Origin of the sequence: Aeromicrobium sp. 50.2.37, from assembly GCF_024655735.1 — a bacterium.
Classification (GTDB): Bacteria; Actinomycetota; Actinomycetes; order Propionibacteriales; family Nocardioidaceae; genus Aeromicrobium.
Window position 1 is genome coordinate 58,242 of the sequence record NZ_JANLGG010000019.1, and the last position, 24,888, is coordinate 83,129.

General features: G+C 70.4%; 22 protein-coding genes and 1 pseudogene. 16 read left to right on the top strand and 7 right to left on the bottom strand.

All coding sequences use genetic code 11. The features are described from left to right. Nucleotides 1-218: 218 nt before the first annotated feature. Together NUV38_RS11625 and NUV38_RS11630 are read right to left on the bottom strand one after the other, a co-directional pair. On the bottom strand, nt 219-4,064 hold the full coding sequence (locus NUV38_RS11625) for a DNA-directed RNA polymerase subunit beta' (protein WP_308219691.1): 3,846 nt from the start codon (nt 4,062-4,064) through the stop codon (nt 219-221). 563 nt (nt 4,065-4,627) lie between these two features. Then, nucleotides 4,628-5,665, bottom strand: coding sequence for a hypothetical protein (locus tag NUV38_RS11630; RefSeq protein ID WP_257729267.1), 1,038 nt, complete (start codon nt 5,663-5,665; stop codon nt 4,628-4,630). Nucleotides 5,666-6,003: 338 nt separating this feature from the next. Between NUV38_RS11630 and NUV38_RS11635 the strand changes: the two genes are divergently transcribed. From NUV38_RS11635 to NUV38_RS11645, 3 genes are all read left to right on the top strand, one after another. Beyond that, nucleotides 6,004-6,642, top strand: coding sequence for a hypothetical protein (locus NUV38_RS11635; RefSeq protein ID WP_257729268.1), 639 nt, complete (start codon nt 6,004-6,006; stop codon nt 6,640-6,642). A gap of 110 nt (nt 6,643-6,752) precedes the next feature. Beyond that, nucleotides 6,753-7,388: a hypothetical protein gene (locus NUV38_RS11640; RefSeq protein WP_257729269.1), complete on the top strand. Its 636-nt coding sequence runs from the start codon at nt 6,753-6,755 to the stop codon at nt 7,386-7,388. 76 nt (nt 7,389-7,464) lie between these two features. After that, nucleotides 7,465-8,109, top strand: a complete 645-nt coding sequence (locus NUV38_RS11645) for a hypothetical protein (RefSeq protein ID WP_257729270.1) — start codon at nt 7,465-7,467, stop codon at nt 8,107-8,109. A 150-nt stretch (nt 8,110-8,259) separates the two neighbouring features. On the opposite strand, the gene NUV38_RS11650 is transcribed toward NUV38_RS11645, so the two are convergent. The 3 genes from NUV38_RS11650 to NUV38_RS11660 form a co-directional block, all read right to left on the bottom strand. Then, nucleotides 8,260-9,507 carry a helix-turn-helix domain-containing protein gene (locus tag NUV38_RS11650; RefSeq protein WP_257729271.1) on the bottom strand — a complete coding sequence of 416 codons (1,248 nt, stop codon included), beginning with the start codon at nt 9,505-9,507 and terminating at the stop codon, nt 8,260-8,262. Nucleotides 9,508-9,675: 168 nt separating this feature from the next. Next, nucleotides 9,676-9,888 (bottom strand): helix-turn-helix domain-containing protein, encoded by a 213-nt coding sequence (locus NUV38_RS11655; protein ID WP_257729272.1) that lies wholly within the window; start codon nt 9,886-9,888, stop codon nt 9,676-9,678. Between the two features lie 24 nt (nt 9,889-9,912). Then, nucleotides 9,913-10,287 carry a hypothetical protein gene (locus NUV38_RS11660; protein WP_257729273.1) on the bottom strand — a complete coding sequence of 125 codons (375 nt, stop codon included), beginning with the start codon at nt 10,285-10,287 and terminating at the stop codon, nt 9,913-9,915. A gap of 304 nt (nt 10,288-10,591) precedes the next feature. Here NUV38_RS11660 and NUV38_RS11665 point away from each other — a divergent pair. The 13 genes and pseudogenes from NUV38_RS11665 to NUV38_RS11725 all read left to right on the top strand — a co-directional run. Continuing rightward, nucleotides 10,592-11,188 (top strand): annotated as a pseudogene (locus NUV38_RS11665) (ABC transporter ATP-binding protein); the annotation flags it as partial. A 417-nt stretch (nt 11,189-11,605) separates the two neighbouring features. Then, nucleotides 11,606-12,355, top strand: coding sequence for an ABC transporter permease (locus NUV38_RS11670; RefSeq protein ID WP_257729287.1), 750 nt, complete (start codon nt 11,606-11,608; stop codon nt 12,353-12,355). 1 nt (nt 12,356) lies between these two features. After that, entirely contained in the window at nt 12,357-13,265 is a 909-nt protein-coding gene (locus tag NUV38_RS11675; protein ID WP_257729274.1) for an ABC transporter permease, read from the top strand. Next, nucleotides 13,262-14,566: an MCE family protein gene (locus tag NUV38_RS11680; protein ID WP_257729275.1), complete on the top strand. Its 1,305-nt coding sequence runs from the start codon at nt 13,262-13,264 to the stop codon at nt 14,564-14,566. The genes NUV38_RS11675 and NUV38_RS11680 overlap by 4 nt, the downstream gene beginning before the upstream one ends. After that, the gene (locus NUV38_RS11685) at nt 14,563-15,576 is read left to right on the top strand and encodes an MCE family protein (RefSeq protein ID WP_257729276.1); all 1,014 of its coding nucleotides are present in this window, start codon (nt 14,563-14,565) and stop codon (nt 15,574-15,576) included. The genes NUV38_RS11680 and NUV38_RS11685 overlap by 4 nt, the downstream gene beginning before the upstream one ends. Next, nucleotides 15,573-16,610 carry an MCE family protein gene (locus NUV38_RS11690; RefSeq protein ID WP_257729277.1) on the top strand — a complete coding sequence of 346 codons (1,038 nt, stop codon included), beginning with the start codon at nt 15,573-15,575 and terminating at the stop codon, nt 16,608-16,610. Before NUV38_RS11685 ends, NUV38_RS11690 begins: the two co-directional genes overlap by 4 nt. Beyond that, complete coding sequence (locus NUV38_RS11695; protein ID WP_257729278.1) at nt 16,607-17,608, top strand: MCE family protein; 1,002 nt, start codon at nt 16,607-16,609, stop codon at nt 17,606-17,608. Before NUV38_RS11690 ends, NUV38_RS11695 begins: the two co-directional genes overlap by 4 nt. 11 nt (nt 17,609-17,619) lie before the next feature. Then, the gene (locus NUV38_RS11700) at nt 17,620-18,909 is read left to right on the top strand and encodes an MCE family protein (protein WP_257729279.1); all 1,290 of its coding nucleotides are present in this window, start codon (nt 17,620-17,622) and stop codon (nt 18,907-18,909) included. Then, a complete protein-coding gene (locus NUV38_RS11705; protein ID WP_257729280.1) occupies nt 18,909-20,099 on the top strand; it encodes an MlaD family protein in 1,191 nt (396 codons plus the stop codon). Before NUV38_RS11700 ends, NUV38_RS11705 begins: the two co-directional genes overlap by 1 nt. Beyond that, nucleotides 20,096-20,710: a hypothetical protein gene (locus tag NUV38_RS11710; RefSeq protein ID WP_257729281.1), complete on the top strand. Its 615-nt coding sequence runs from the start codon at nt 20,096-20,098 to the stop codon at nt 20,708-20,710. Before NUV38_RS11705 ends, NUV38_RS11710 begins: the two co-directional genes overlap by 4 nt. After that, entirely contained in the window at nt 20,707-21,225 is a 519-nt protein-coding gene (locus NUV38_RS11715) for a hypothetical protein (RefSeq protein WP_257729282.1), read from the top strand. The genes NUV38_RS11710 and NUV38_RS11715 overlap by 4 nt, the downstream gene beginning before the upstream one ends. 72 nt (nt 21,226-21,297) lie before the next feature. Continuing rightward, on the top strand, nt 21,298-22,323 hold the full coding sequence (locus NUV38_RS11720) for an SPFH domain-containing protein (protein ID WP_257729283.1): 1,026 nt from the start codon (nt 21,298-21,300) through the stop codon (nt 22,321-22,323). After that, nucleotides 22,320-23,210: a hypothetical protein gene (locus NUV38_RS11725; RefSeq protein ID WP_257729284.1), complete on the top strand. Its 891-nt coding sequence runs from the start codon at nt 22,320-22,322 to the stop codon at nt 23,208-23,210. The genes NUV38_RS11720 and NUV38_RS11725 overlap by 4 nt, the downstream gene beginning before the upstream one ends. Before the next feature lie 12 nt (nt 23,211-23,222). Here NUV38_RS11725 and NUV38_RS11730 read toward each other — a convergent pair whose 3' ends face one another. Both NUV38_RS11730 and NUV38_RS11735 read right to left on the bottom strand, forming a co-directional pair. Then, nucleotides 23,223-24,053 carry a hypothetical protein gene (locus tag NUV38_RS11730; RefSeq protein ID WP_257729285.1) on the bottom strand — a complete coding sequence of 277 codons (831 nt, stop codon included), beginning with the start codon at nt 24,051-24,053 and terminating at the stop codon, nt 23,223-23,225. Between the two features lie 126 nt (nt 24,054-24,179). Next, nucleotides 24,180-24,888, bottom strand: a 709-nt coding sequence (locus tag NUV38_RS11735; RefSeq protein WP_257729286.1) for a GNAT family N-acetyltransferase, incomplete at its 5' end; no start/stop codon positions are given.

Here is a 24,888-nt window from a genome sequence, read left to right on the forward strand (position 1 = left end):
ACGCGTTCTGCGGGTGAGGATCCACCGATCGTGGCCTCGAGCGATCGGTGACGCTCCCGACAGCCCGAGAGCCCGACGACGATCCCGCCCAGCCGCCCGGTCGAGGCCCTTTCGGAGGCCACCCGTGCGCGAGCCGAGGCAGCCCGTACCACCGCGTCGCCGCCCGAACGCCGACGGCCCCGGACCGTGAGGTCCGGGGCCGTCGGGGTGTCAGTCGCTCAGGACTCGTACGACGTGAAGTCGTAGTCGTCGAGCTGGACGGGCTGGCCGTCGGCAGAGCCGAAGCCGTAGTCGTAGGACTCGTAGCCCGTGACGGCGTAGGCCGCCTGGCGTGCCTCCTCGGTGGGCTCGACCCGGATGTTGCGGTACCGGTCGAGACCGGTGCCTGCCGGGATGAGCTTGCCGATGATGATGTTCTCCTTCAGGCCACGCAGCGAGTCAGACTTGCCGTGGATCGCAGCGTCGGTAAGGACGCGGGTCGTCTCCTGGAAGGAGGCGGCCGACAGCCACGACTCGACGGCCAGCGAGGCCTTCGTGATGCCCATCAGCACCGGACGGCCCGAGGCCGGGGTGCCGCCCTCGGCGACGACCCGACGGTTCTCGGACTCGAACGTCGCACGATCGGCCAGGTCACCGGGGATCAGGTTGGAGTCACCCTGCTCGATGACCGTCACCCGACGCAGCATCTGCCGCACGATGATCTCGATGTGCTTGTCGTGGATCGCCACGCCCTGGCTGCGGTAGACCTCCTGGACCTCGTCCACGAGGTGCTCCTGCGCCCGACGGACACCGAGGATGCGCAGGACCTCCTGCGGGTCCGGCGTGCCGTGCGTGAGCTGGTCGCCGACCTCGACGTGGGAGCCGTCCTCGATGAGCAGGCGCGAACGCTTGCTGACCGGGTACTCCTGCTCCTCGGACCCGTCGTCGGGGACGACGACGAGCTTGCGGGTCTTGTCGGTGTCGTCGATGCGCACCCGACCGGCCGACTCCGTGATGGGAGCGCGACCCTTGGGCTGGCGTGCCTCGAACAGCTCGACCACGCGCGGCAGACCGTGCGTGATGTCGTCACCGGCCACACCACCGGTGTGGAAGGTACGCATGGTCAGCTGGGTGCCGGGCTCACCGATCGACTGGGCGGCGATGGTGCCGACCGCCTCGCCGATGTCGACGAGCTTGCCGGTGGCCAGCGATCGGCCGTAGCACTTGGCGCAGGTACCGGCCGCCGCCTCGCACGTGAGGACCGTGCGGACCCGGATGGACTCCACGCCGGCCACGACGAGCTGGCTGATCTCGACGTCGCCGAGGTCACCGCCGGCCTCCACGAGCACCTCACCCGTCTCCGGGTGCGTGATCTGGGTGGCCGCGCTGCGCGAGTACGCCGAGGTCTCGACGTTCTCCGCGGGCACGAACGTGCCGTCGTCCAGGCGGGTCGCGATGACCTTGGGCAGACCGCGCTCGGTGCCGCAGTCCTCCTCGCGGATGATCACGTCCTGGCTGACGTCGACGAGTCGACGCGTCAGGTAGCCGGAGTCGGCCGTGCGCAGGGCGGTGTCGGCCAGGCCCTTGCGGGCACCGTGCGTCGCGATGAAGTACTCGACGACGCTCAGGCCCTCACGGAAGTTGGCCTTGATCGGGCGCGGGATGATCTCGCCCTTCGGGTTGGCCACGAGGCCACGCATGGCGGCGATCTGACGCACCTGCATCATGTTGCCTCGTGCGCCCGAGTGGACCATCATCCAGATCGGGTTGTCGGCGTCGGCCGTGAACTTCTTCTCCATCTCGCTGGAGACCTCGGCCGTGGCCTGGGTCCAGATCTCGATGAGCTCCTGGCGACGCTCGTCCTCGGTGATGAGACCGCGGTCGAACTGCTGCTGGACCTTGGCAGCCTGACCCTCGTACTTGGTGAGGATCTCCTGCTTGTTCTCCGGCGTGACGACGTCCTCGATGGAGATGGTGACGCCCGAGCGCGTGGCCCAGTGGAAACCGGTCTCCTTGAGGTTGTCGAGCGCGACGCCCACGTCGATCTTGCTGTAGCGCTCGGCGAGGTCGTTGACGATGACCCCGAGCTCCTTCTTGCCGACCTGGTAGTTCACGTAGGCGTAGTCGTCCGGCAGCGCCTGGTTGAAGATGGCGCGACCCAGCGTGGTCTCGCGCGACTCGACCGTTCCGTCGACGCCGGCGATCCGGATGCGCACCTTGCTCTGCAGGGTGATCTCGTGGCGGTCGAACGCCATGACCGCCTCGGAGATCGAGCTGAACGCACGACCCTCGCCCACGTGCCCCTCACGCTCGAGCGTGAGGAAGTACAGACCGATGATCATGTCCTGCGTCGGCATGGTGACCGGACGGCCGTCGGACGGCTTCAGGATGTTGTTCGTGCTCAGCATGAGGATGCGGGCCTCGGCCTGCGCCTCGGCGCTCAGCGGCAGGTGCACGGCCATCTGGTCACCGTCGAAGTCGGCGTTGAAGGCCGAGCAGACGAGCGGGTGGATCTGGATGGCCTTGCCCTCGATGAGCTGCGGCTCGAACGCCTGGATGCCCAGACGGTGCAGGGTGGGTGCACGGTTGAGCAGCACGGGGTGCTCGGTGATGACCTCCTCGAGCACGTCCCAGACCTCGGCCCGGACGCCGCGCTCGACCATCCGCTTGGCGCTCTTGATGTTCTGCGCGTGGTTGAGGTCGACCAGACGCTTCATGACGAACGGCTTGAAGAGCTCGATCGCCATCTGCTTGGGCAGACCGCACTGGTGCAGCTTGAGCTGCGGGCCGACCACGATGACCGAACGGCCCGAGTAGTCGACACGCTTGCCGAGCAGGTTCTGACGGAACCGACCCTGCTTGCCCTTGAGCATGTCCGAGATGGACTTGAGCGGACGGTTGCCCGGTCCCGTGACGGGACGGCCACGACGGCCGTTGTCGAACAGCGAGTCGACGGCCTCCTGCAGCATCCGCTTCTCGTTGTTGACGATGATCTCGGGCGCGCCGAGGTCGAGCAGTCGCTTGAGGCGGTTGTTGCGGTTGATGACGCGGCGGTACAGGTCGTTGAGGTCGCTCGTCGCGAAGCGGCCACCGTCGAGCTGGACCATCGGACGCAGCTCCGGCGGGATCACCGGGACGGCGTCGAGGACCATGCCCTCGGGGTGGTTGCTGCTGCCGAGGAACGCGGAGACGACCTTGAGGCGCTTGAGCGCGCGGGTCTTCTTCTGGCCCTTGCCGGTGGCGATGATCTCGCGCAGCGACTCGGCCTCGGCGTCGAGGTCGAACGACTGCAGGCGCTTCTGGATGGCGGCGGCGCCCATGTACCCCTCGAAGTACGCACCGAAGCGGTACGTCATCTCGCGGTAGAGCATCTCGTCACCCTCGAGGTCCTGGACCTTGAGGTTCTTGAAGCGGTCCCAGACCTCGTTCAGGCGGTCGATCTCGCGCTGGATCCGGTCACGACGCTGCTTGGCCTCACGCTCGGCGGCGTCCTTGACCTTGCGCTTGGCGTCGGCCTTGGCGCCCTCGGCCTCGAGGGCCTTGAGGTCCTCCTCGAGCTTCTGCAGACGCTCGTTGACCTCGTTGTCGCGACGGGTCTCGAGCTGCTCGACCTCGAGGCCGATCTTCGACTCCAGGGACGACAGGTCGCGGTGACGCGCGTCCTCGTCGACGCGGGTGATCATGTAGGCCGCGAAGTAGATGACCTTCTCGAGGTCCTTCGGGGCGAGGTCGAGCAGGTAGCCCAGACGGCTGGGGACACCCTTGAAGTACCAGATGTGGGTGACGGGAGCGGCGAGCTCGATGTGGCCCATGCGCTCGCGACGGACCTTCGAACGGGTCACCTCGACGCCGCAGCGCTCGCAGATGATGCCCTTGAAGCGCACGCGCTTGTACTTGCCGCAGTAGCACTCCCAGTCCCGGGTGGGACCGAAGATCTTCTCGCAGAAGAGGCCGTCACGCTCCGGCTTGAGCGTGCGGTAGTTGATCGTCTCAGGCTTCTTGACCTCGCCGAACGACCACTGACGGATGTCGTCCGCGGTGGCGAGGCCGATCTTGAGCTGATCGAAGAAGTTCACGTCGAGCACGTTGTCTTCTTTCCCTTACGTTTCGAAATTCTGTGTAGAGCGGGGAGTGAGGGCGGGGGGGGCGCCCCCCCCGCCCCCCCACCCACGCGCGTCGGCGGGTGCCGCGCGAACCCGGTACGCAGGCGCTCGTCGATCCGGCGATCGTCACGCTGCGTAGCTACTCGACCATCGATGCTCCGTCGGACGGCGCGGAGGATGGGCAGCTGTCTCGTGGTGAGCAAGAACGTCGGGCCGTTCGTCTCGGCACCATCCCCGATCCACAGCGTCGAGACCCGGGAACGGCCAGCCTTCGCCGGCGCGAGGCCATGACGGGCTTGGCATCGTCGGGACTGGATCGGTGGGCGTCCACACCCTCCTGAAGCCGCCCGCCGCGTGGGTGGCTCAGCGACAAGACCACGGTGGGACGAAGAGCCGCCTTGGACCCTGGCGACGGGTCGTCCGATCCGTTGTGACGTGAGCCCAGCTCGATGGGTGATGGAGTGGGGATACCGAGACCGAACGACGGAAACCGGCATCACCCGAGCCCGCGGTCGGCGAGCAGCGGTTCTCCGGTTCCGACGAGCTCATTCTCCGGGTGCGTGCGAAGGGAACGGCAGCTGCTTCGGGATGTTGAGGATGTCCTCCGCGCCCGGCGTGTTGTTGTAGTACCCCATGAGGCACCCGGCTTCTTGAGGTGTGTTGGTGCCGGGCTTGGGCGGCAGGAGCGCGAACGTCACAGGGTCGAACTCGACGCACTCGAGAGTGCCGAGCTGGACGGTGACCGGGTTGCTCTGCGCCGACAGCGTCGCGGTGACCAGGCTGGACATGTCGTCACCCGATCGGGTGGTGCAGTCCTGGAACGACGGGATGTCGACCGTGCCCTTCAGGGTGCCGCCGTAGAAGCCGAGGTGATTCTTCGTCTGGTCGAACTGGGCGATGTGCTCACCGTCTGCACTGGAGAACGTCGCCGCTTCGCTCGCGACCTTCAGACGTGCACGGGGCGCACGGCACGTGGCGTCCAGGCCGGTGTCGACACCGTCGACGACGAGCCGCCGAAGGCGGATGTCCACGTTCGTGTCGATCTCTGTGGCGAACAGTTCTTGGACCTGGGCGAGTCCTTCGTCGCGGTAGCGGTCGTGCGATCGAGCCTCGATGGGAACAGGGAGGTCGTCCGCGTCCCGCTGCTGGCTGACTTGGAGTGTCGCCTCCACCGGGATGGAGCCGAAGGCCACCGTTCGGACGGGGATGAGGGGGCTGTCCCCGTAGTTGTCACGCGAGCCCTTGGGCGACACCATGAACGCCCGGGACTGGTACACGTTGTCCTGTGTGTACCCCTCGGGCACGGTGTTCCTGATCTGGGAGTTGATCCCGAGGATCGCGATCGGGATGTTCGCCCACTGCTTGGCAGGGACGGAGCCGGTCTGGCCCTGCTGGACTCCGTTGATCCATCCGTTGGTGTTCGCCTGATCTGGGTTGACGGCGCACTGGGTGTCGAAGTCGCAGACCATGTAGGGAAGCCCGGGGAACCTTCCGGGACGCGGTTCTTCCGCGTGGGCCGACACCGCGACGGTGCTGGCGGTCAGCAGGCCGACCAGGGGAAGGATCACGTGGCGCAGACGCATGGAGTCACTGTGGATCATGCAGTGCATCAGCGGAAGGCGTGACGGTTGCGTCCTGGTCGACGTCGCGATTCTTTGTCACGCGCATGACAATGGTCGACCCCTCTTCGGGGCGCGCCGTCGTCGGACACTCACAAATGCTCGAACGCGCGAGCGCCCACTGGCGGGACGTCGTCGGGCCATCGAGGGTCGCTCGGCGAGGGTAATTGTCACGAGCATGACAATTTCGCACCGATTCTCGCGGACGGCGTCTGCTGCCACTTGCCGCTGACGGTTCAAGATCCGCCTACTGGAGTCGTGACTCCGGTCACACACCTATCGGCAGATCGGAAGGAACCACCATGAAGATCAAGCACGCAGCACTCGGCGGAGCGGTCGTCGCCCTCGCGGGCCTCGTCGCAGCCGCGCCGGCCATGGCGACCGGCAGCTCCTACACCGTCTCGGTCGGAGGCAGCTCCGCCGCCGGGACGCACCCCATCACCGCGACGGCGACGGGAACGCTCAACTTCAACGTCCCGACACTCAGCATGACCTGCACCAGCGCCTCGAACGTGCCGGCGTCCCCGGTCTCCTCCGTGGCATCGGGCACGGGCGTCACCGACATCGCCTCGATCAACAAGATCAACTTCACCGGCTGCACCGGCCCCGGTGGCACGCTCGCCGTCACCACCGTCGGCTCGTGGAAGCTGCACGGCACCAGTGCTGCGACGTCCGGCACCTCGGACGTGATCAGCGGTCACATCGAGGGCATCACGGCCAACGTCAGCAACGCGGTCTGCGGCTTCACGGTCACGGGCAGCGCGGACGGCACGTACAACGAGGCCACCAAGGTGCTCCAGGTCAACGAGTCCGGCTTCACGGGCAACCTCAAGGTGTCGAACGTGCGGGGCTGCCTGGGCCAGGTCCAGAACGGTCAGTCGGCCGACTTCATCGGCGGGTTCAACGTGAGCTCGCCCGACGGCGTCATCAACGTCAGCTGACGCACTCGGGTCCGCGCCCTTGACTTGCGGACCCTCCCGGTGGGGCCGAGCCGTGCTCGGTCCCACCGGGGCCTGACCCCACCTCGACCACTCTTTTTCAAGGAGCACCCATGTCCACCACCCTCGCGCCCCGCTGGCGCAAGCGCGCCGCCGTGGCCGCTGCCGGCGCCGCCGTCGCACTCGTCCCGGTCGCCGCCCACGCGGCCACCATCGTCTCCATCAGCTACGACGCCCAGGGCACCTCGCACATCGCCAAGACGAACTCCGACGTCGCCCTCGGCCCCACGACCCTGACCACCGACCTCGACATCGACACCGGTGACTTCACCGGATCGCTGCCGCTGCCGGGCACGTCGACGGAGTTCAAGATCGCCGGGCTCCTGCCCGTCAAGGCGAACGTCGACTTCGTGGAGGCTGCCCCGCTCACGGGTCACATCAACCTGACCCAGACGCAGGCGCAGGTCAGCTCCACCGCCACCTACTACGTGAAGCTGTCGAACATCAAGGTCGCGGGATTCCCGACCTTCGCCGGCTCCAAGTGCCAGACCAAGGCGCCCGTGTCGATCCCCGTCGGCACGCGTCCGGACGAGGGCTTCGACCTCATCAACGGTGGCGAGCTCGTCGGCACCTACACGATCGGCAAGTTCGAGAACTGCGGGATCAACACGCCGCTGATCAACAGCCTCGTGCCCGGTTCGGGCAACACCGTCGACATCACGGTGACGAACGGCGTCATCGCGGAGTGACGACCCGCCTCAGGTCGGCCCCGCGTCCTCTGGGCGCGGGGCCGACGTGCAACCCCCGACACATCGAAGGAGAACCATGAAGAACACCATCACGGCACGCTGGCTCCTCGCCGGCGCCGCTGCAGCCCTGTGCCTGGCCGTCGGCGTCGGTCCGGCCGCAGCGACGGGGAACAGTGTTACCGTCGCCGTCGGCGGCACCAGTGCGCAGGCCCTCCATCCCGTCACCGCGACGACGACGGGGAGCGTCAAGTGGGGGGCGCCCACGTTCTCATGGACCTGCACCAGTGCCAAGATTCCCTCCAGCCCCGTCTCTGAGGCGCATGGCGGGACGGGCGTCACTGATTTCCTCACCATTCGGGCCCTGCCATTTCAGGGGTGTACATGGCCCGGTGGCACGATGATCACGGCGCTGACGGCACCAGCGACACTCCATGTCACCGGAGCAGCCACGTCCGGCTCGAGCGACGTGGTGCAGGGCCACCTCGACGACCTCACAATCGTCTCGTCCTACGCGGTCTGTACCTACACGGTGACCGGTTCTGCCCGGTTCGCGTTCAACGAGTCGACGCAGCAGCTCGCCATCGAGGAGACCGGGTTCACCGGGAACCTGACGATCTCCAACGTTCGAGGGTGTCTCGGGCAGGTGCGGAACGGACAGGCTATGAACCTGACGATGAACCTCCAGGTCACCTCGCCCAACGGTGCGATCAACATCAGCTGACGACGCGGTAGCGGCCTGGGGACGAAGCCCTTCCCAGGCCGCTACACATCGGTATCATGGAGGTGGCGCGAGCCCAGGGACGCCATCCGATCTGCCGAGACGACAGCCTCCGGGGCTCGCGCCACCTCACGCGCAGTGAAGCCTCGTCGGCTACACCGCGCGTCGCCACGCCACGATGCTCGACTCCAGAGCCGACAGCAGGGCGAGGGTCTGGGTCGGCTCGTCCAGGCGTGAGCCGAAGAGCGCGTGCAGTCGACGCAGCCGGTGCCGGACCGTCTGGTCGTGCACGCCGAGCCGCGCCGCGAGCGCCGGGGCGCTGTCGCGGGTCTGCAGCCACAGCAGCATCGTCTCGGCCAGCGCGATGCGACGCTTCGGGGACTGGCCCAGCAGCGGGGCGAGGACCTTCTCGTCCGCGAGCCGACGCAGCGCAGGGTCGGCGTGCTCGCACAGCCGGGACTGGTGCTGCTCGCAGTCGAGCACGCGGTCGGTCGGCGGCTCGATCACGCCGTCCTCCAGCAGCGACAGCCCGCGGCTCGTCCAGCGGACGGCGCGGTGCACCTCGCCCGGGTCGACCGCCCACGACAGGGCGACGTCGCGGTCGGTGCGCTCGGCCAGGTGCCGGGCCAGACGGGTCGTGGTGGCGGGATCGGCCACCACGATGAGGCGCCCCTGGTGGATGCCGGACAGCGCCTCCTGGCAGGCCGAGACGATCGACGTCGAGGCCTGGTCGTGCGCGGTCACGGCAACGACGATCCGCTCGGGCAGCACCCACGAACATCGGTCGGCGACGTCGCGCAACCCCTCCGGACCCGTGCCGTCGAGCAGGGCCACGAGCATGGCGGCACGGCCCTGCTCGCGCACCTGCGTGGTGCGGGCTCTCGTCTCCACGAAGCCGGTGAACGCGTGCTCGAACAGCGCCTTCTGGTAGGCGATGAGGCCGTCACCGATCGCACCGACGACCTCTGCCGACTGCCCGAGCGCCGTGGCGGCGAGCCGCACGTCGGTCCACGACTCCTGGGTCGCGATGTGGTGAGCGGCGCGCATGGCGTCGAGGTTGAGGCCGGCTGCGGCCTGGTAGCTGCCGAGCCAGCGGTAGAACGTGTAGATCTCCGTGCCGTACGTGGGCGCTCCGGCGACGGTGTCGACAAACACCGCCACGGCGCGGGTGATCGCCTCGTCGATGCCCTTGTGGACCACGGGATCCGCGTCGGCCGAGAACCCCGCGACCTCCTCCCGGATGCGGGTGACGATGCGGTCGGTCAGCTCCAGCGACCGCGGTCGGTATCCGGCCACGACGGTTGGATCGATCTGCGGGAGGCCCAGGACCTCGCGCAGAAGGGGGCGGTCCCGGCTGGGCTCGATCGGACGGGCTGCGCGCTCGTGTGCCACTGCAGTCATGTGTCTCCCCCTTGCTCGTGCCGCGCACGTGAGGATGCGCGGACGTTCCCTCGAGCACAGTCAACGAGCGGGTGGGAGTGACGTCCAGGCTCGACGTACCGCCGGCACGGAATCGGTCGGGAACTTGTGACGCGGGTAACAACTTCCTGAGCGCGGCGCAGGGGGTCGTCAGGGGCGCAGCAGGTCGAGCGGGTCGACGTCGAGGCGGGCGGCCAGGTGCTCGAGGCTGGCGAGCGTCAGGTTCCGCTCGCCGCGCTCGACCGATCCGAGGTAGGTGCGGTGGTAGCCGAGCTGCTCGGCGAACCTCTCCTGGCTCAGGCCGAGCGCCTCACGGTGCCGGCGCAGGTGCTGGCCGAGGATCTGCTGCAGTGGCTGACTCACGCGTGCAGCGTGGCGCAGTGCGACTCATCGGTCGACAGACCGATGAGTAGCATCCGGAGGCGCCGACGTCGCCGGGTCGAGCTGGTCGACCAGGGCCGCTGCGACCCGGCGCGCGCTGTCGGGGGCGAGCGCCAGGTACTGACGGTCCTGGTCGGGCTCGCCGACGAAGACCCACTCCTCGGGCTCGCCGCAGCGGCGGGTGCGCACGACGAGCAGATCGGTGATCTGGGTGCGCGGGCGTGCACCGCCGGGCTCCCGCACGCCGATCACGACCGGGACGTACGTCGGCGCGCTGTCGTGGTGGCGGTCCTCCGGCGCGTCGTCCTCGCGGTGCGTGGAGGCGCACCAGTGCGGGCACGGCTCGTGCAGCCAGTGGGGTCGGGTGTGGTCACCGTCCATGCAGGGTCCCTTCGTCGTGCGCCCGGAACGGGGGTGTCCCGTCCACGCTAGGGCGCGCTCCGGACACGGCCTTCGCGCGTGCATCCGACTCCAGGGTGCGACTCATCGGTAGCGGCGCGACGCCTCCGCGGTCGCCAGGGCACGCGCCCGTCGAAAGTTGTCACGCGGCTGACAAGAAATGACCAGCAGGCGAACTCTCCGGCCCCGGGCCTGGCGGCGTGGCCTGCGACACACCTACGGTCGGCCACGGTCGTGACGCACTCCGGAGGCGTCGGGCCTGCTGGACGACGGAGGGGCGAAGAGCATGGGCGGAAGCGTCGAGGTGCGGGGACTGACCAAGTCCTTCGGGCGCCAGAACATCTGGCACGACGTCACCCTCACGTTGCCCCCGGGGGAGATCACCGCCCTTCTCGGGCCCTCGGGAACCGGCAAGTCCGTCTTTCTCAAGTCCCTCATGGGCATCGTCGACCCGGAGCGGGGCGAGGTGCTGATCGACGGCGTCGACATGGTCTCGGTCAAGGAGGCCCACCGCCTCGAGCTGCGCAAGAAGTTCGGCGTGCTGTTCCAGGACGGTGCGCTGTTCGGCTCGATGAACGTGTACGACAACGTGGCCTTCCCGCTGCGCGAGCACACCCGCATGAGCGAGGAGGAGATCCGCCAGGTGGTCCTCGACCGGCTCGACATGGTGGGCCTGCTCGGCACCGAGCACAAGGTGCCCGGCGAGATCTCCGGCGGCATGAAGAAGCGCGCCGGCCTGGCCCGCGCGCTCGTGACCGACCCCGAGATCATCCTCATCGACGAGCCCGACTCCGGCCTCGACCCGGTGCGCACCTCCAACCTGGCCCAGCTGCTCGTCGACGTGAACACCGCCACCGACGCCACGATGCTCGTGGTCACCCACAACATCGAGCTCGCGCGCACGCTGCCCGACAACCTCGGCATGCTCTACCGGCGCGAGCTGGTCATGTTCGGTCCGCGCGAGGAGTTCCTGCTCACCGACCACCCGGTCGTCAGCCAGTTCATGAGCGGCGACCCCGAGGGCCCGATCGGCATGAGCGAGGAGAACGACCACCGCACGATCGACCTCTTCGACGAGCCGGTCGACTACGGCGCCGGCGGGCCGATGCGCCACGGCGGCGGAGCACGGGCCATCGAGGTGCTGCCCCGCCAGCTCGAGCCGCGCTCCGGGGGCGCTCGGCCCAGCTCCGTGCGCCACCGCGAGCGGGTGAGTTCCGGCAACGCGCCGCTCTACGTGGCCGACGACGACGACACGCACCGAGTCCCGCCGAACCCGACGTCGGGTGCCGTCGCGCGGTCGCTGACGGCCACGGGCGACGTCTTCGCCCTCGCCCTCGACACCACCCGCGCCACCTTCCGCCGGCCGTTCGCCGCGCGTGAGGCGCTCGAGCAGTTCTGGTTCGTCGTGAGCGTCTCGTGGATCCCCGCGATCCTCGTCGCCATCCCCTTCGGGGCGGTCATCGCGCTCCAGCTCGGCACCCTCACGGTGCAGGTCGGCGCGCAGTCGTTCACGGGCGCGGCGAGCGTGCTCGCGGTGGTCCAGCAGGCGGCGCCGATCGTCACGAGCCTGGTGATCGCCGGGGCCGGCGGTGCGGCCATCTGCGCCGACCTGGGCTCTCGCCGCATCCGCGACGAGATCGACGCCATGCGAGTGATCGGCGTGAACCCCGTGCAACGCCTCGTGGTGCCGCGCGTGCTCGCGTGCATCGGTGCGGCGGTCCTGCTCAACGGCCTGGTGTCGGTGGTCGGCGTCGTCGGCGGCTACGTCTTCAACGTCATGGTGCAGGGCGGCACGCCCGGCGCCTACCTGTCCAGCTTCACCGCGCTGGCGCAGATCTCCGACCTGTGGGTCGGCGAGCTCAAGGCCGTGGTGTTCGGCTTCATCGCCGGCATCGTCGCCTGCCACCGCGGGCTCAACACCGCCCCCGGTCCGAAGGGCGTGGGCGACTCGGTGAACCAGTCGGTCGTCATCACGTTCCTGCTGCTGTTCTTCGTCAACTTCGTCATCACCACGCTGTACCTGCAGCTCGTCCCGGGCAAGGGAGCCTGACATGACGGTCGCACCGCCCCAGGGGCCCGGAGCCGGAGGGCGCACGCCCCGGCCCGAGCCGACGCCCGAGGAGCTCGGCATCGACGACCGGCCCGCCCGCTGGTGGGACCGGCCGATCGACGCCGTCGCCGCGGCCGGCGCCGAGCTGCGCTTCTACGGCCGCGTGCTGGCCTGGATCCCGGCCACCGTCCGGCGCTACCCGCGCGACATCCTCCGGCTGCTGTCGGAGGTCAGCTTCGGCTCCGGAGCCCTCGCCGTCATCGGCGGCACCATCGGCGTGATGCTGGGGATGACGCTCTTCGTGGGCAGCGTGGTCGGCATGCAGGGCTACGCAGCCCTCGACCAGATCGGCACGTCGGCGCTCAACGGCTTCATCTCCGCCTACTTCAACACCCGCGAGATCGCCCCGCTGGTGGCCGCGCTCGCGCTGTCGGCCACGGTCGGCTCCGGCTTCACGGCACAGCTGGGTGCCATGAAGATCAACGAGGAGGTCGACGCCCTCACCGTCATGGCGGTGCCGAGCGTGCCGTACCTCGTCACCACCCGCGTGGTCGCCGGCTTCGTCGCGATCATCCCGCTCTACGTGATCGGCCTGCTCACGTCGTACTTCGGCGCGCGGATGGTCACCGTCCACCTGTACGGGCAGTCGGCCGGCACCTACGACCACTACTTCTCGCTGTTCCTGCCGCCGATCGACATCCTGCTGTCGTTCGCCAAGGTGCTCGTCTTCGCCGTCCTGATCATCCTCATCCACTGCCGGCTCGGGTTCCAGGCGCAGGGTGGTCCCGCGGGCGTCGGCATCGCGGTCGGCACGGCCGTGCGCCGCAGCATCGTCACGGTCGCGGTGCTCGACCTCGTCCTGTCCATGGCCCTGTGGGGCACCACCACGACCGTGCGGATCGCCGGGTGAGCGCGCGTCGCGAAGCACCCCGCTGGGTCGACGTGCTGCTCGGGCTGGGCTACGGGCTCGTCGTCGTGGCCCTCGTCGGTGGAGCGGTGCTCGCCTACAACCGGGCGTTCGTCCCCAGCTCCGACGTCGAGCTGCGCACCGACACCGTCGGCAACGCGCTGCAGAAGGGCTCCGACGTGAAGCTGCACGGGGTCCCGGTGGGCGAGGTCTCGAAGATCACCACCGCCGACGACGGCGCGGTCCTCACCCTGGCCCTCCAGCCCGACGTGCTGGAGCGTCTGGCTCCCGACACCACGGCGCGGCTGCTGCCCAAGACGCTGTTCGGCGAGCGGTACGTGGAGCTGCAGACCACCGCGCCCGCCGACACCCACCTGCAGGCGGGTGCGGTCATCGACCAGGACGCGTCCGCGGAGGCGATCGAGCTGCAGAAGGTGCTCGACGAGCTGCTGCCGCTGCTGCAGTCCATCCAGCCCGAGAAGCTGCAGTCCACGCTCAACGAGCTGGCCACCATGCTGCGCGGCCGCGGTGGCGAGCTGGGCGACACCCTCCAGGCCTGGGGCGAGTACGTGCAGCGGCTGCAGCCGAGCGTCCCGCTGCTCGCCGAGGACCTCGACCGGCTCGGCACCGTCGCCGAGACCTATGCCGACGCCGCGCCCGACCTGCTCACGGCGCTCGACGACCTCACCACCACGTCGAGCACCCTCGTGGCCAAGGGCCAGGCGCTCACCGAGGTCTACCAGCGCGTCATCGCGTCGGCCGAGGAGAGTCGAGGGTGGGTCGCGTCCAACGCCAACACCATCGAGGTGCTCTCCGAGGAGAGTCGCAAGGCCCTCGAGGCCGCTGCGCCCTACGCACGCACGTTCCCGTGCCTGCTGCGCTCGGCCCGTCAGTTCATCCCCCGCATGGACCAGGTGCTCGGCAAGGGCACCGACCAGCCCGGCCTCAAGGTGGTGCTGAACGTCAGCCCGCCCCGCAGCGGCTACCGGCCGGGCCGCGACACCCCGTCGTTCGGCAGCGGTGGCAAGCCGTCGTGCCCCTACGTGCCCACCGGCGCGGCGGCACGCCCGTCCTCCGCAGGCGCTCAGCAGGGCGAGCCCGCGGCCATCGAGCCGCCCGCCTACGACCCGCGCGGGTCCGCGGTCGCGTCGGCAGGCCTGGACGAGGCGAACTCACCGGCGGAGAACCAGCTCATCGCCGAGCTGGTCGCGCCGAGCCAGGGCATGAGTCCCCAGGACTACCCGCGCTGGGCGAGCCTGCTCGTCGGTCCGACGCTGCGCGGCACGAAGGTGGAGCTGCGATGAAGACGCTCGTCCTCAAGAGCCTGGTGTTCACGGTCGTCACCGTGCTCGCGACCGTGGCCCTGGCCGGGACCATCCGCAACTCCACGCCCGGTTCCTCGAGCAGCTACACGGCGCTGTTCTCCGACGCCACGAGCCTGAACCGCGGCGACGACATCCGCATGGCCGGGGTGAAGGTCGGCACCGTGACCGAGGTGGCGGTGCACGACAACCGCGTGGCCGGCGTCGAGTTCACCGTGCAGGACACCGTGCGACTGCCGCGCGGGACCACCGCCCAGCTGCGCTTCCGCAACCTCGTCGGGCAGCGGTACATCTCCCTCGAGCCGCCCGAGGCCGGCGGCACCGACACCTTGCCGACCGGTCACACGTTCGGCCTGGAGGAGACGCGTCCGGCGCTCGACCTGACCATGCTCTTCAACGGCTTCCAGCCGCTCATGCAGTTCCTCGACCCGAAGGACGTCAACGCCTTGAGCGGTCAGATCATCGCCGTGTTCCAGGGCGAGGGCGCCACCGTCGAGGGGCTGCTCTCCAGCACCGCCAGCCTCACGTCGACCCTGGCCGAGAAGGACCAGGTGATCGGTGAGCTGATCGACAACCTCACGTCGGTGCTCACCACGGTGAACGGACGGTCCGACGAGCTCGACCGCACGATCATCACGCTGCAGCAGCTCGTCTCGGGTCTCGCCGAGGACCGCGAGACCATCGGCGACACCCTCGACGGGATGGGCCGGCTCACGAGCAGCGTGGCCGACCTGCTGGAGGAGGGCCGCCGACCGCTCAAGGACTCGATCGCCTCGCTCGGCTCGCTGTCCGCCGAGCTGGCCGACGCCGAGGACGTGCTGGACACGTTCTTCGAGCGGCTCCCGGGCAAGCTCGACCGCATCGGTCGCACGGCGTCGTACGGCTCCTGGATCAACTTCTACGAGTGCGAGATCACCGGTGTCATCCCCCGTCCCGAGGGCTACTTCGGCGACCTCGGGGCCAAGCCCGTCGCCGAGAGGTGCAGCGCATGAGCGAGACCCGCAAGGCTCCCCGGTTCCCGACGGCGTTCGCGGAACGCAACCGCGTGATGATCGCCGTCGTCGGCATGGTCTCGATGGCGATCGTCTTCCTGCTCGCGTTCAACGCGCAGGCCCTGCCGGTCATCGGCGGCGGCAGCACCTACCAGGCACAGTTCGCCGAGGCCGGCGGGCTCAAGCCGGGCAACGAGGTCCGTGTTGCCGGCGTCAAGGTCGGCGAGGTGACGGGTCTGGAGCTCGACGGCGACACGGTGGTCGTCACCTACCGCGCCAAGGGCGTGCGCATCGGTCCGCAGTCGCGGGCGGCCATCAAGGTCAAGACCACGCTGGGCCAGAAGTTCCTGGCCGTCGACCCGCTGGGGGCCGGTGAGATCGACGGACCGATCCCGCTGCAGCGCACGAGCACGCCCTACGACGTCAACGCGGCGTTCTCCGACCTGTCCGACACGATCGGCGAGATCGACACCGACCAGCTGGAGACCAGCCTCGACGTCCTGTCCGACACCTTCGAGGACACGCCGAAGTCGGTGCGCGAGTCCGTCGCCGGGCTGACCGACCTCTCGCGCGTCGTGGCCAAGCGCGACGACGAGCTCGCCGCTCTGCTGGCGTCGACCCGTGAGGTCAGCGGCACGCTCAAGGACCGCAACGCCGAGTTCGCGAAGCTCCTCCAGGACGGCTCGAGCCTGCTCGAGGAGCTCGCGTCCCGCCGCGAGACGGTGCAGGCGCTGCTCGACGGCACGGAGCGGCTGGGCACCCAGCTCACCGGCCTGGTGCGCGACAACGAGGAGCAGCTGCGGCCGGCCCTCGCCAAGCTCGACGACGTGGCCGAGATCCTCCAGGCCAACCAGAGCAAGCTCGAGGCCTCCCTGCGGCGCCTCGGCCCGTACTACCGCACGCTCGCCTCGGCCACCGGCAACGGCCCGTGGGTCGACGCCTACATCTGCGGACTGTTCGACTCCACCGGCCGTCCCGAGCTGCGCAACGACGTGGCCCGCGACTGCGCACCGAAGAAGGGAGGGGGCCAGTGAGAAGCCGCACCCTCGTGCTCGCCCTCGTGGCGGCGCTCGCCGTCGTGGCGGTCGTCGGCTGGCGGGCGACCGCAGCCCGTGACCGCACCACCGTGCAGGCCGTCTTCGAGTCCAGCGTCGGCCTCTACGTCGGCTCCGACGTGCAGATGCTCGGCGTGCCCGTCGGGACGGTCACCGGCGTGGTGCCCGGTCCCGCCGGCGTCACCGTCACCATGCGGCTCGACTCGGGTCAGGCCGCGGCCGCCGACACCGCGGCCGTCATCGTCGCTCCCACCCTCGTCTCCGACCGGTTCGTCCAGCTGACCAAGCCGCACACGAGCGGCCCGACGCTGGAGGACGGGGCCGTGCTGCCGATGGAGCGCACCGCGGTGCCCGTGGAGATCGACGACCTCTACGCGAGCCTCACCGACGTGAGCGAGAAGCTGGGCCCCGACGGTGCCAACCGCGACGGTGCCCTCTCGCGCTTCCTCGACGTCGCGGACCGCAACCTGCGTGGCCAGGGCGTCAAGATCAACCAGCTCATCGGCGACTTCGGCGACGCCTCGGGCACGCTCGCCGACTCCAGCGACGACCTCTTCGCCACGATCTCGAACGTCCGGGAGTTCAACGACATGCTCGTGGAGAACGACGACGCCGTGGCCGACGTGAACCGACAGTTCGCCGAGGTCAACGACTACCTGGCCGACAGCAGCGGCGACCTCGCCGGAGCCATCGACAACCTGGGCGAGGCGCTCGCCCTGGTCGACGACTTCATCCGCGACAACCGCGGCGCGCTGCGCACCAGCGTCGAGAACCTGCAGGGTCCGACCCGGGTGCTCGTCAACCAGCGCGAGGCGCTGGAGGAGACGGTCCGGCTGGTCCCGCTCGTCCTGCAGAACTTCCTGCGGGCCTACGACCCGGACCTCAAGGCCCTCACCGGTCGCGGCAACCTCAACGAGGCCTCGATCTGGAACGACGGTGGCGACGCCCCCACCCTGCTCCCGGAGACGAATCGATGAGGGGCGGGCCGATGAGGCGCCTGCTGGTGGCCGTCGTGGCGCTCGGCCTCGCCACGCTGTCCGGCTGCGGCGTGCTCGGCGGCGGGGTGTACGACACGCCGCTGCCCGGCGGTGCCGACGTCGGCTCGAACCCGATCCGCATCACGGCCGACTTCGACGACGTGCTCGACCTCGTGCCGCAGTCCAGCGTCAAGGTCGACGACGTGGCGGTCGGTCGGGTCGACCGCATCCGGCTCAACCCCGACGGTCGCAGCGCCCGGGTCACGCTGCTCGTCAACGGCGACGCGCAGCTGCCGGCCGGCACGGTCGCGCGGCTCCAGCAGACGTCGCTGCTGGGCGAGAAGTACGTCGCCCTGGTCCGGCCACAGACGCCGCAGGCCGGTCGGCCGATCGAGGACGGAACCCGGCTCGGTCTGGCCGAGACGTCCCAGGCCGCCGAGGTGGAGCAGGTGCTCGGCTCGCTGTCGATGGTCCTCAACGGCGGTGGCATCGGCCAGTTCCAGGAGATCTCGCGCGAGCTGCAGGAGGTGTCGACGGGGCGGCCGGAGGAGATCAGGGGGTTCCTCCGTCAGATGGACACCTTCGTCACCACGCTCGACGACCGCAAGGAGTCGATCACCGCGGCCATCGACGGGCTCGCGCGGTTGTCGGAGAACCTCGAGGCCGACCAGGACAAGATCGTCTCGGCCCTCGAGGGACTGTCGCCCGGCATGCAGGTGCTGGTCGACCAGCGCGAGGACCTCGTGGCCATGCTGTCGGCCCTCGACCGGCTCTCGACGGTGACGGTCAAGACGCTGGACGCCTCCCAGGACGACATCGTCGCCGACCTGAAGGCGTTGGACCCGATCCTGGAGAACCTCTCGCGCGCCGGCCGTGACCTGCCGGAGTCGCTGGAGATCCTGCTGACGTACCCGTTCCCGGACTCGGTCATGGGTGCCATCAAGGGCGACTACGTGAACGCGTTCATCGAGACCAACTTCCGCACGCTGCCCGCGGGGTGCGAGTCCGCAGGGTGCACCTGGTCCCAGGTGGAGGACCCGAACTACCCGGACGACCCGGCGAGCGGTGCCCGCGGCAGGGCCCTCGACCCGCAGGAGCTCATGGAGCGTCAGCGTGAGGCGGGGGAGGGCGACGAGGTGCCGCCGAGCCTGCTGCCGCCCACCTCGTCGCCGGCCCCCGGAGCACCGGCGCCGACGATCCCGGTGCCGAGCGAGACCGCACCGACACCGGACGAGCCGCCGCCCACGTCCCTGCCGAGACCGACCGAGCCGACCACGACTCCTCGAGAGGGTGAGCAGTGATGCTGACCGGACGCATCCGGGCACAGATCGTGGCCTTCGTGGTCCTCGGACTGATCGCCACCTCCTACCTCGGGGCCACGTACGTGGGCATCAACCCGTTCTCCGCCGGCTACACGGTGACGGCGTCCCTGCCGTCCGCGGGCGGCTCCTTCGAGAACGGCCAGGTCACGTACCGGGGCGTGCCCGTCGGCCGCATCGACAGCCTCGAGGCCACCGAGACGGGCGTGCGCATCACGATGTCGATCGACGGCGACGCGCCGCGGATCCCGGCGGACGCCTCGCCGAAGGTGGTCAACCGCTCGGCCATCGGCGAGCAGTACGTGGACCTGCAGGGCGGGACCACCGGTGGCGCCCGCCTCGCCGACGGCGACCGGCTGTCGGCGGGCGAGGAGTCGCAGCCCCCCGGCATCGACCGCGTGCTGCGGTCGGGGGAGAAGTTCGTGTCCTCCGTGCCCGAGGAGGCGCTCACGTCGGTGATCGACGAGGGCTACGACGCCTCCCAGGGCGTCGCGCTCGACTTCGGGTCGCTGCTCGAGAGCTCGCAGGAGCTCCAGGCCGCGGCCGACCGGAACTTCGTCGCCACGCGGGGCCTCATCGAGAACTCCGACCGGGTGCTCCGCACGCAGGAGGCGTCGTCGCAGAGCATCCGCTCGTTCAGCGCGGACCTCGCCACCATCGCCTCCACGCTCGAGTCCTCCGACGGCGACCTGCGCCGGCTGATCGACAGCACGCCTGCCGCGGCTCGCGAGATCGACGTGCTGTTCCAGGAGGTCGGTCGTCCGCTCGGCGTCGTCCTCGCCAACCTGGTGACCCCCGCGCAGGTGTTCGGCATCAACGCCGGGGGCGTCCAGGACGCGCTGGTGACCGCACCCAAGGCGTTCAGCATCGGGTGGACGGTCACCGGCTCGCGGGGGATCAACCTCGCGCTCTCGCAGTCGTACTTCTCGCCGCTGCCGTGCACCACGGGCTACGGGGGCACCACGCCGCGGCCCGGGTCGCAGACGTCGGGCGGCTCCTCCTTCAACCTGCAGGCCGGGTGCCGCTCGTCGGCGAAGGCCTCCAACGTCCGCGGACCGAAGGGCACGCCCCGACGCCTGGCGTCGGTGGCGACCGCACCCGACGGTCCGGCCGTCACGGCCGACGTCCGCATGGCCGACTCGCTGTCCGACCTGATGGGTGGTGCACGATGAGCACGAAGGACGCGCTCGCCGAGCGTGACGACGTGGGGGAGCAGTCGATGACGGACGACGCCGTGCCGCCGGCCGAGGTCGGCCCGCCGGCACCGGGTGCGCAGAAGCGGGAGCCGTGGGTCCCGGGCTGGGTGCTGCTGGCGCTCGGCCTCGTCGTCGCCGTGAGTGGCTCGGTGGCCTGGTGGACCGCTGCGCACAGCGAGGACCTGCAGCTGGCGCGCACGCGGGACGCCGTGCTCATCGCCGCCACCAGCGACGTCGCCACCCTCAACAGCCTCGACTACCGCGACGTCGAGGGCGGCCTCGACGGCTGGAAGGCCGTCACCACCGGCACGCTCCACGACCAGTTCGCCGGCCTCGACGCCAAGGACCGCGAGCTGCTCGCCGACCAGCGCAAGATCTCGAAGGGTCGCGTGGTGGAGGCAGCGGTGCTCGACGTCGACGGCGCCACGGCCGAGGTCATCGCGTCGGTCGAGACCACCGTGCGCGACGGGGAGGACGCCGACGCCGAGCCGGTGGTCAAGCGCAACCGCTTCACCGCCACGCTGCAACGCTCCGGCGGCACGTGGAAGGTGAGCGACCTCCAGCAGCTCGCGGTGGACCTCTCATGAGGGGCGCGCAGGGGAACGTCCAGCGCATCGCCGTGGTCGTCGTGGCCGTCCTCGCGCTCGTCGCGGGCGCTGTCGGGTGGTGGCAGTACGTCGACCTGACGTCGGGCCCGGCGGGGGACAACGCCGCCCTCGTCGACGAGAAGGCCACGGCGGAGGTCCAGTCGCAGGTGGCGGTCGCGCTCGAGCGCGTGCTGACCTACGACCACGCCGACCCGACGCCGACGGAGGAGTCGGCGAAGGCCCTGCTCGCGGGCAAGGCGCGCAGCGAGTACGAGACGCTCTTCGCCGCCCTGCAGAAGCAGGCGCCGGGCCAGAAGCTGGTGCTCACCGCCAAGGTCAGCGCCGCCGGCGTCACCGAGCTCGAGGGGGACCGGGCGAGCCTGCTCGTCTACGTGGACCAGTCGAGCCGCCGGGCCGGCGAGGACCAGGCGAACGTGTCGGCAGCGCAGCTCGCCGTCACGGCGCGGAAGTCCGACTCCGGGTCCTGGCAGGTCACGGGCCTGCGCCCTCTCTGAACCGGGAGCATCGCCCAGGACCGGGTGCGGCAGACTGGGCGGGCCGAGTCGAGCCGACAGCGAGGGGCACCCATGGCCGACATCACCCGACGTCCGTTCCTGAACCACCTGAGGTCGGACCCGACGTCGTTCGTGCTCAAGCTGAGCGGGGGACGGCCGACGAAGTCCGGAGCCGGCATCTCCTTCTGGTTCCGTCCGAGCACCGCCGCGCTCGCCGAGGTGCCGCTCGACGACCGCGAGCAGGCCCTGCAGTTCACCGCCCGGACCAGCGACTTCCAGGTCGTGTCGGTCCAGGCGACGGTGACCTACCGCGTGGTCGACCCGGCCGTGGCCGCCACCCGCATCGACTTCGGCATCGACCCGCGCACCGGTGCCTGGAACGCCCGCCCGCTCGAGCGTCTGGGAGGTCTGCTCACCGAGCTGGCGCAGCAGCCGGCACTGGACCACCTCGCGAGCACCTCGCTGACCGACGCGCTCTCGCACGGCATCACCCCGGTGCGCCAGCGCGTGGCCGACGAGCTGGCCGGCGACCAGCGCCTGGTCGAGCGGGGCCTGGCGGTCACCGACGTCCGCGTCGTCGCCATCCGTGCGGAGGCCGACCTCGAGCGTGCCCTCCAGACGCCCACCCGCGAGGCGGTGCAGCAGCAGGCCGACCGCGCCACCTTCGAGCGGCGTGCCATGGCGGTGGAGAAGGAGCGTGCGATCGCCGAGAACGAGCTGACCAACCAGATCGAGCTGGCGCGGCGCGAGGAGGAGCTCGTGGCGCAGCGTGGGCAGAACGAGCGCAGGCGTGCCACCGAGCAGGCCGAGTCCGACCGGATCACGGCGGCCGCCCAGGCCGAGCGCCAGGGCGTCCTCGCCCGTGCGGAGGCCGACCAGGAGCGCACGGTGGGCGAGGCGCGGGCCGAGGCGGAGTCCGCCGCCTTCGCCTCGTACGCGCAGATCGACCAGGGTCGGATCCTCGCGATCGCCGCCCGCGAGCTCGCGGCCAACCTGCCGCCGCTCACCCACCTGACCGTCACGCCCGAGCTGCTCGCGCCGCTGCTGGAGCGGCTCGGCGAGGACCGGCCGGTGGCCGAGGAGTCCGGTTCGGCGTGACGCTGCGGCCCAGGGCCGTCGTCGTCCACCGACGGTCCGAGCTCGACGAGCTGGTCGCGCGCCACGCCACGCGTGAGCAGGCGGCCTTCTTCCTGGCCTCGCGCGACCGCGACATCGTCGAGGTCGAGCATCGCCACGAGGCCCTTGCCCGGGCGCGCGCGGCGGTGTCGGCGGCCATCCCGCTGCACTGGCGGCGTGCGGAGGTCGAACGCGGCGAGCTCGACCGGTTCGTCTTCGGCCCCGAGGACGTGGTGGTCGCCGTGGGCCAGGACGGGCTCGTGGCGAACGCGGCCAAGTACCTCGACGGGCAGCCCGTCGTGGGCGTCAACCCCGAGCCCGCCTGGAACCCGGGTGTGCTCGTCCCCCACCGGCCCGAGGACGTCGTGACCGTGCTCGCAGGTCTGGCGCGGGCGGAGCGCGAGGTCCAGGAGCGCACGATGGTCCAGGCCCGGACCGACGACGGACAGGTGCTCTCGGCCCTGAACGAGGTGTTCGTGGGGCACGTCGGCCACCAGTCGGCCCGCTACGTGCTGCAGTGCGGCGAGCAGGTGGAGCGGCAGTCGTCGTCGGGCATCCTCGTCGGCACCGGCACGGGGGCCACCGGCTGGCTCCGCTCGGCCTGGGTGGAGCGCCGCAGCCCGCTCGACCTGCCGTCGGCGACCGACGCCAGGCTGTGCTGGTTCGTGCGGGAGGCGTGGCCGTCGCCGGCCACGGGGGTCTCGGTCACCGAGGGGGTCCTCGAGGCCGAGGGATCGCTCGTCGTCACGGTCGAGTCGGACGCGCTGGTGTGCTTCGGTGACGGCATCGAGGCCGACGCCGTGACCCTGTCCTTCGGCCAGCGGCTCACGGTCGGCCGGTCGTCGCGGCGGCTGCGGCTCGTCCTCTAGCCGTTCGGGAGCTCAGGCGCCGACGCGCAGCAGGGCGAGGGTCGAGGCGGGCCCTGCCGTTGCCGCGCCCGAGGCCCGGCACCGCAGCGAGACCGCGTCGTCCTTCGCCAGCGCAGCCACCGCCTGGACCGGAACGACCGACCGGCCGGCAGCGGGAACCGTCACGACACCGGAGCCGAGGGCTGTGACGACGCCTCCGCGCGTCCTCGCGAGGCTGCAGGTCACGTCTGCTCCCGCGCCGGAGCCGACGTCGGCGAACCCCTGCACGAGCACCGTGCCGGCGTCGGCCGTGGCCACGCTGTGGCCCCGCATCTCGGTCGACTCCTCCAGCACGAGGCTCGTCGACAGGACCTGGTCGGTCGCCGCTCCGCCGGCGTCGACGAACGAGGGTGCGCGGAGCAGGCGGGCCACGACGTCGGCCGCGAGGTCCTGCGTGCCGAGGCTTCCGTCGGCGACCTGCTGGGTGCCGAGGCTGCCCTCGGCGATGTCCTGGCCCCCGATGCTGCCGTCGAGGATGACCTGGGAGGTGACGGCGTCGAGGGCGATCTTCGCATCGGTGACGGAACGGGTGCCGAGCTCGCTCGCCCGCACCGCGCCGGCGACGATCTCCGACGCGCCGACCGAGCCCGTGACCAGCTCGGAGCTGCCCACGGCGTTGGTGCGGATCTTCGACGCGGTCACGGAGTTCGTGGCGAGCTGCTTGGTGCCGACGCTGCCGGCCTTCACCGCCGCGTACGAGGTCCCGCCGAGGGACAGGAAGAGCGCGAGCGTGGCCACGACGAGCGCCGCCGAGGGGCGCCGTGACGAGCGCGTGGCGCAGTGGCAGGAGCAGGTGGACGCCATGGCGGACCCCGAGACGATCGAACGGAACGGACCCCTCAGCCTAGGGGGCCGGGGTGCTCCGTCGTGCCGGAATCGGCCCGACCGCGATCCCCGACCCCGACCCCCGACCGCGGCAGCCGGCAGCCGTCAGCGCTCGTCGAAAGGTGTCATCGGGGGCATCAGGTGGGTGAGCTCGTCGGTGCGATCCGTCCAGCGCGAGGCGTCGCGCATCCGGTCACCCTCGGCCGTCCGCTGGCCGTCGCTCCACATGCGCGGCCACTGACGTGCGAGCACCAGCCCCGACGCGGCGGCGATGAGCGCCGTGCCGATGCTGCGTCGTCGCCACGAGGGCGTCACGTAGATCTGGTCGACGAAGCCGGACGACGGGATCCACCGGTAGGCCCCGAGCTGGTCCTCGCTCGACACGTCGACCTGGCGCAGCGCCTGCCGATCGAGCAGGGTGCCCGGCGCGACGCCGTGGCCGGTGAAGGCGAGGAGCACCGTGGCGGGCGGTTCGCTGCTCGGCTCACGGAGCTCGGCGAACCACAGTGGGGGCGCCTTCGGTGCGGCCTCCTCCGTCACCTCGAGGGTCGTGACCACGCCCTCGGGACCGTGCTTCGCCATGACGGCGAGGGGCTCGCCCTGGATCTCGGCGCGCGCCTCGTCCTCCGGCAGGTCCAGACGCGTCCCGTCGGCGTGCCGGCCGGACTGCAGCACGGCGGACCACACCGGCACCGACCCGGCACCGACCGCCCTGACGTACCAGAACGGCCAGGCCGGCGTCTCGGGCGGCGGTCCGTCAGCGCCCACGGGCGGCGGTCGGTCGACGGCGGGCCCGGGCGAGGGCCGCGGCACC

What these genes read in the sequence shown, in the direction of transcription:
- NUV38_RS11630 (WP_257729267.1), bottom strand. Translation starts at nt 5,665, where the DNA reads ATGCGTCTGCGCCACGTGATCCTTCCCCTGGTCGGCCTGCTGACCGCC.
- NUV38_RS11635 (WP_257729268.1), top strand. Translation starts at nt 6,004, where the DNA reads ATGAAGATCAAGCACGCAGCACTCGGCGGAGCGGTCGTCGCCCTCGCG.
- NUV38_RS11640 (WP_257729269.1), top strand. Translation starts at nt 6,753, where the DNA reads ATGTCCACCACCCTCGCGCCCCGCTGGCGCAAGCGCGCCGCCGTGGCC.
- NUV38_RS11645 (WP_257729270.1), top strand. Translation starts at nt 7,465, where the DNA reads ATGAAGAACACCATCACGGCACGCTGGCTCCTCGCCGGCGCCGCTGCA.
- NUV38_RS11650 (WP_257729271.1), bottom strand. Translation starts at nt 9,507, where the DNA reads ATGACTGCAGTGGCACACGAGCGCGCAGCCCGTCCGATCGAGCCCAGC.
- NUV38_RS11660 (WP_257729273.1), bottom strand. Translation starts at nt 10,287, where the DNA reads ATGGACGGTGACCACACCCGACCCCACTGGCTGCACGAGCCGTGCCCG.
- NUV38_RS11675 (WP_257729274.1), top strand. Translation starts at nt 12,357, where the DNA reads ATGACGGTCGCACCGCCCCAGGGGCCCGGAGCCGGAGGGCGCACGCCC.
- NUV38_RS11685 (WP_257729276.1), top strand. Translation starts at nt 14,563, where the DNA reads ATGAAGACGCTCGTCCTCAAGAGCCTGGTGTTCACGGTCGTCACCGTG.
- NUV38_RS11690 (WP_257729277.1), top strand. Translation starts at nt 15,573, where the DNA reads ATGAGCGAGACCCGCAAGGCTCCCCGGTTCCCGACGGCGTTCGCGGAA.
- NUV38_RS11700 (WP_257729279.1), top strand. Translation starts at nt 17,620, where the DNA reads ATGAGGCGCCTGCTGGTGGCCGTCGTGGCGCTCGGCCTCGCCACGCTG.
- NUV38_RS11705 (WP_257729280.1), top strand. Translation starts at nt 18,909, where the DNA reads ATGCTGACCGGACGCATCCGGGCACAGATCGTGGCCTTCGTGGTCCTC.
- NUV38_RS11710 (WP_257729281.1), top strand. Translation starts at nt 20,096, where the DNA reads ATGAGCACGAAGGACGCGCTCGCCGAGCGTGACGACGTGGGGGAGCAG.
- NUV38_RS11715 (WP_257729282.1), top strand. Translation starts at nt 20,707, where the DNA reads ATGAGGGGCGCGCAGGGGAACGTCCAGCGCATCGCCGTGGTCGTCGTG.
- NUV38_RS11720 (WP_257729283.1), top strand. Translation starts at nt 21,298, where the DNA reads ATGGCCGACATCACCCGACGTCCGTTCCTGAACCACCTGAGGTCGGAC.
- NUV38_RS11730 (WP_257729285.1), bottom strand. Translation starts at nt 24,053, where the DNA reads ATGGCGTCCACCTGCTCCTGCCACTGCGCCACGCGCTCGTCACGGCGC.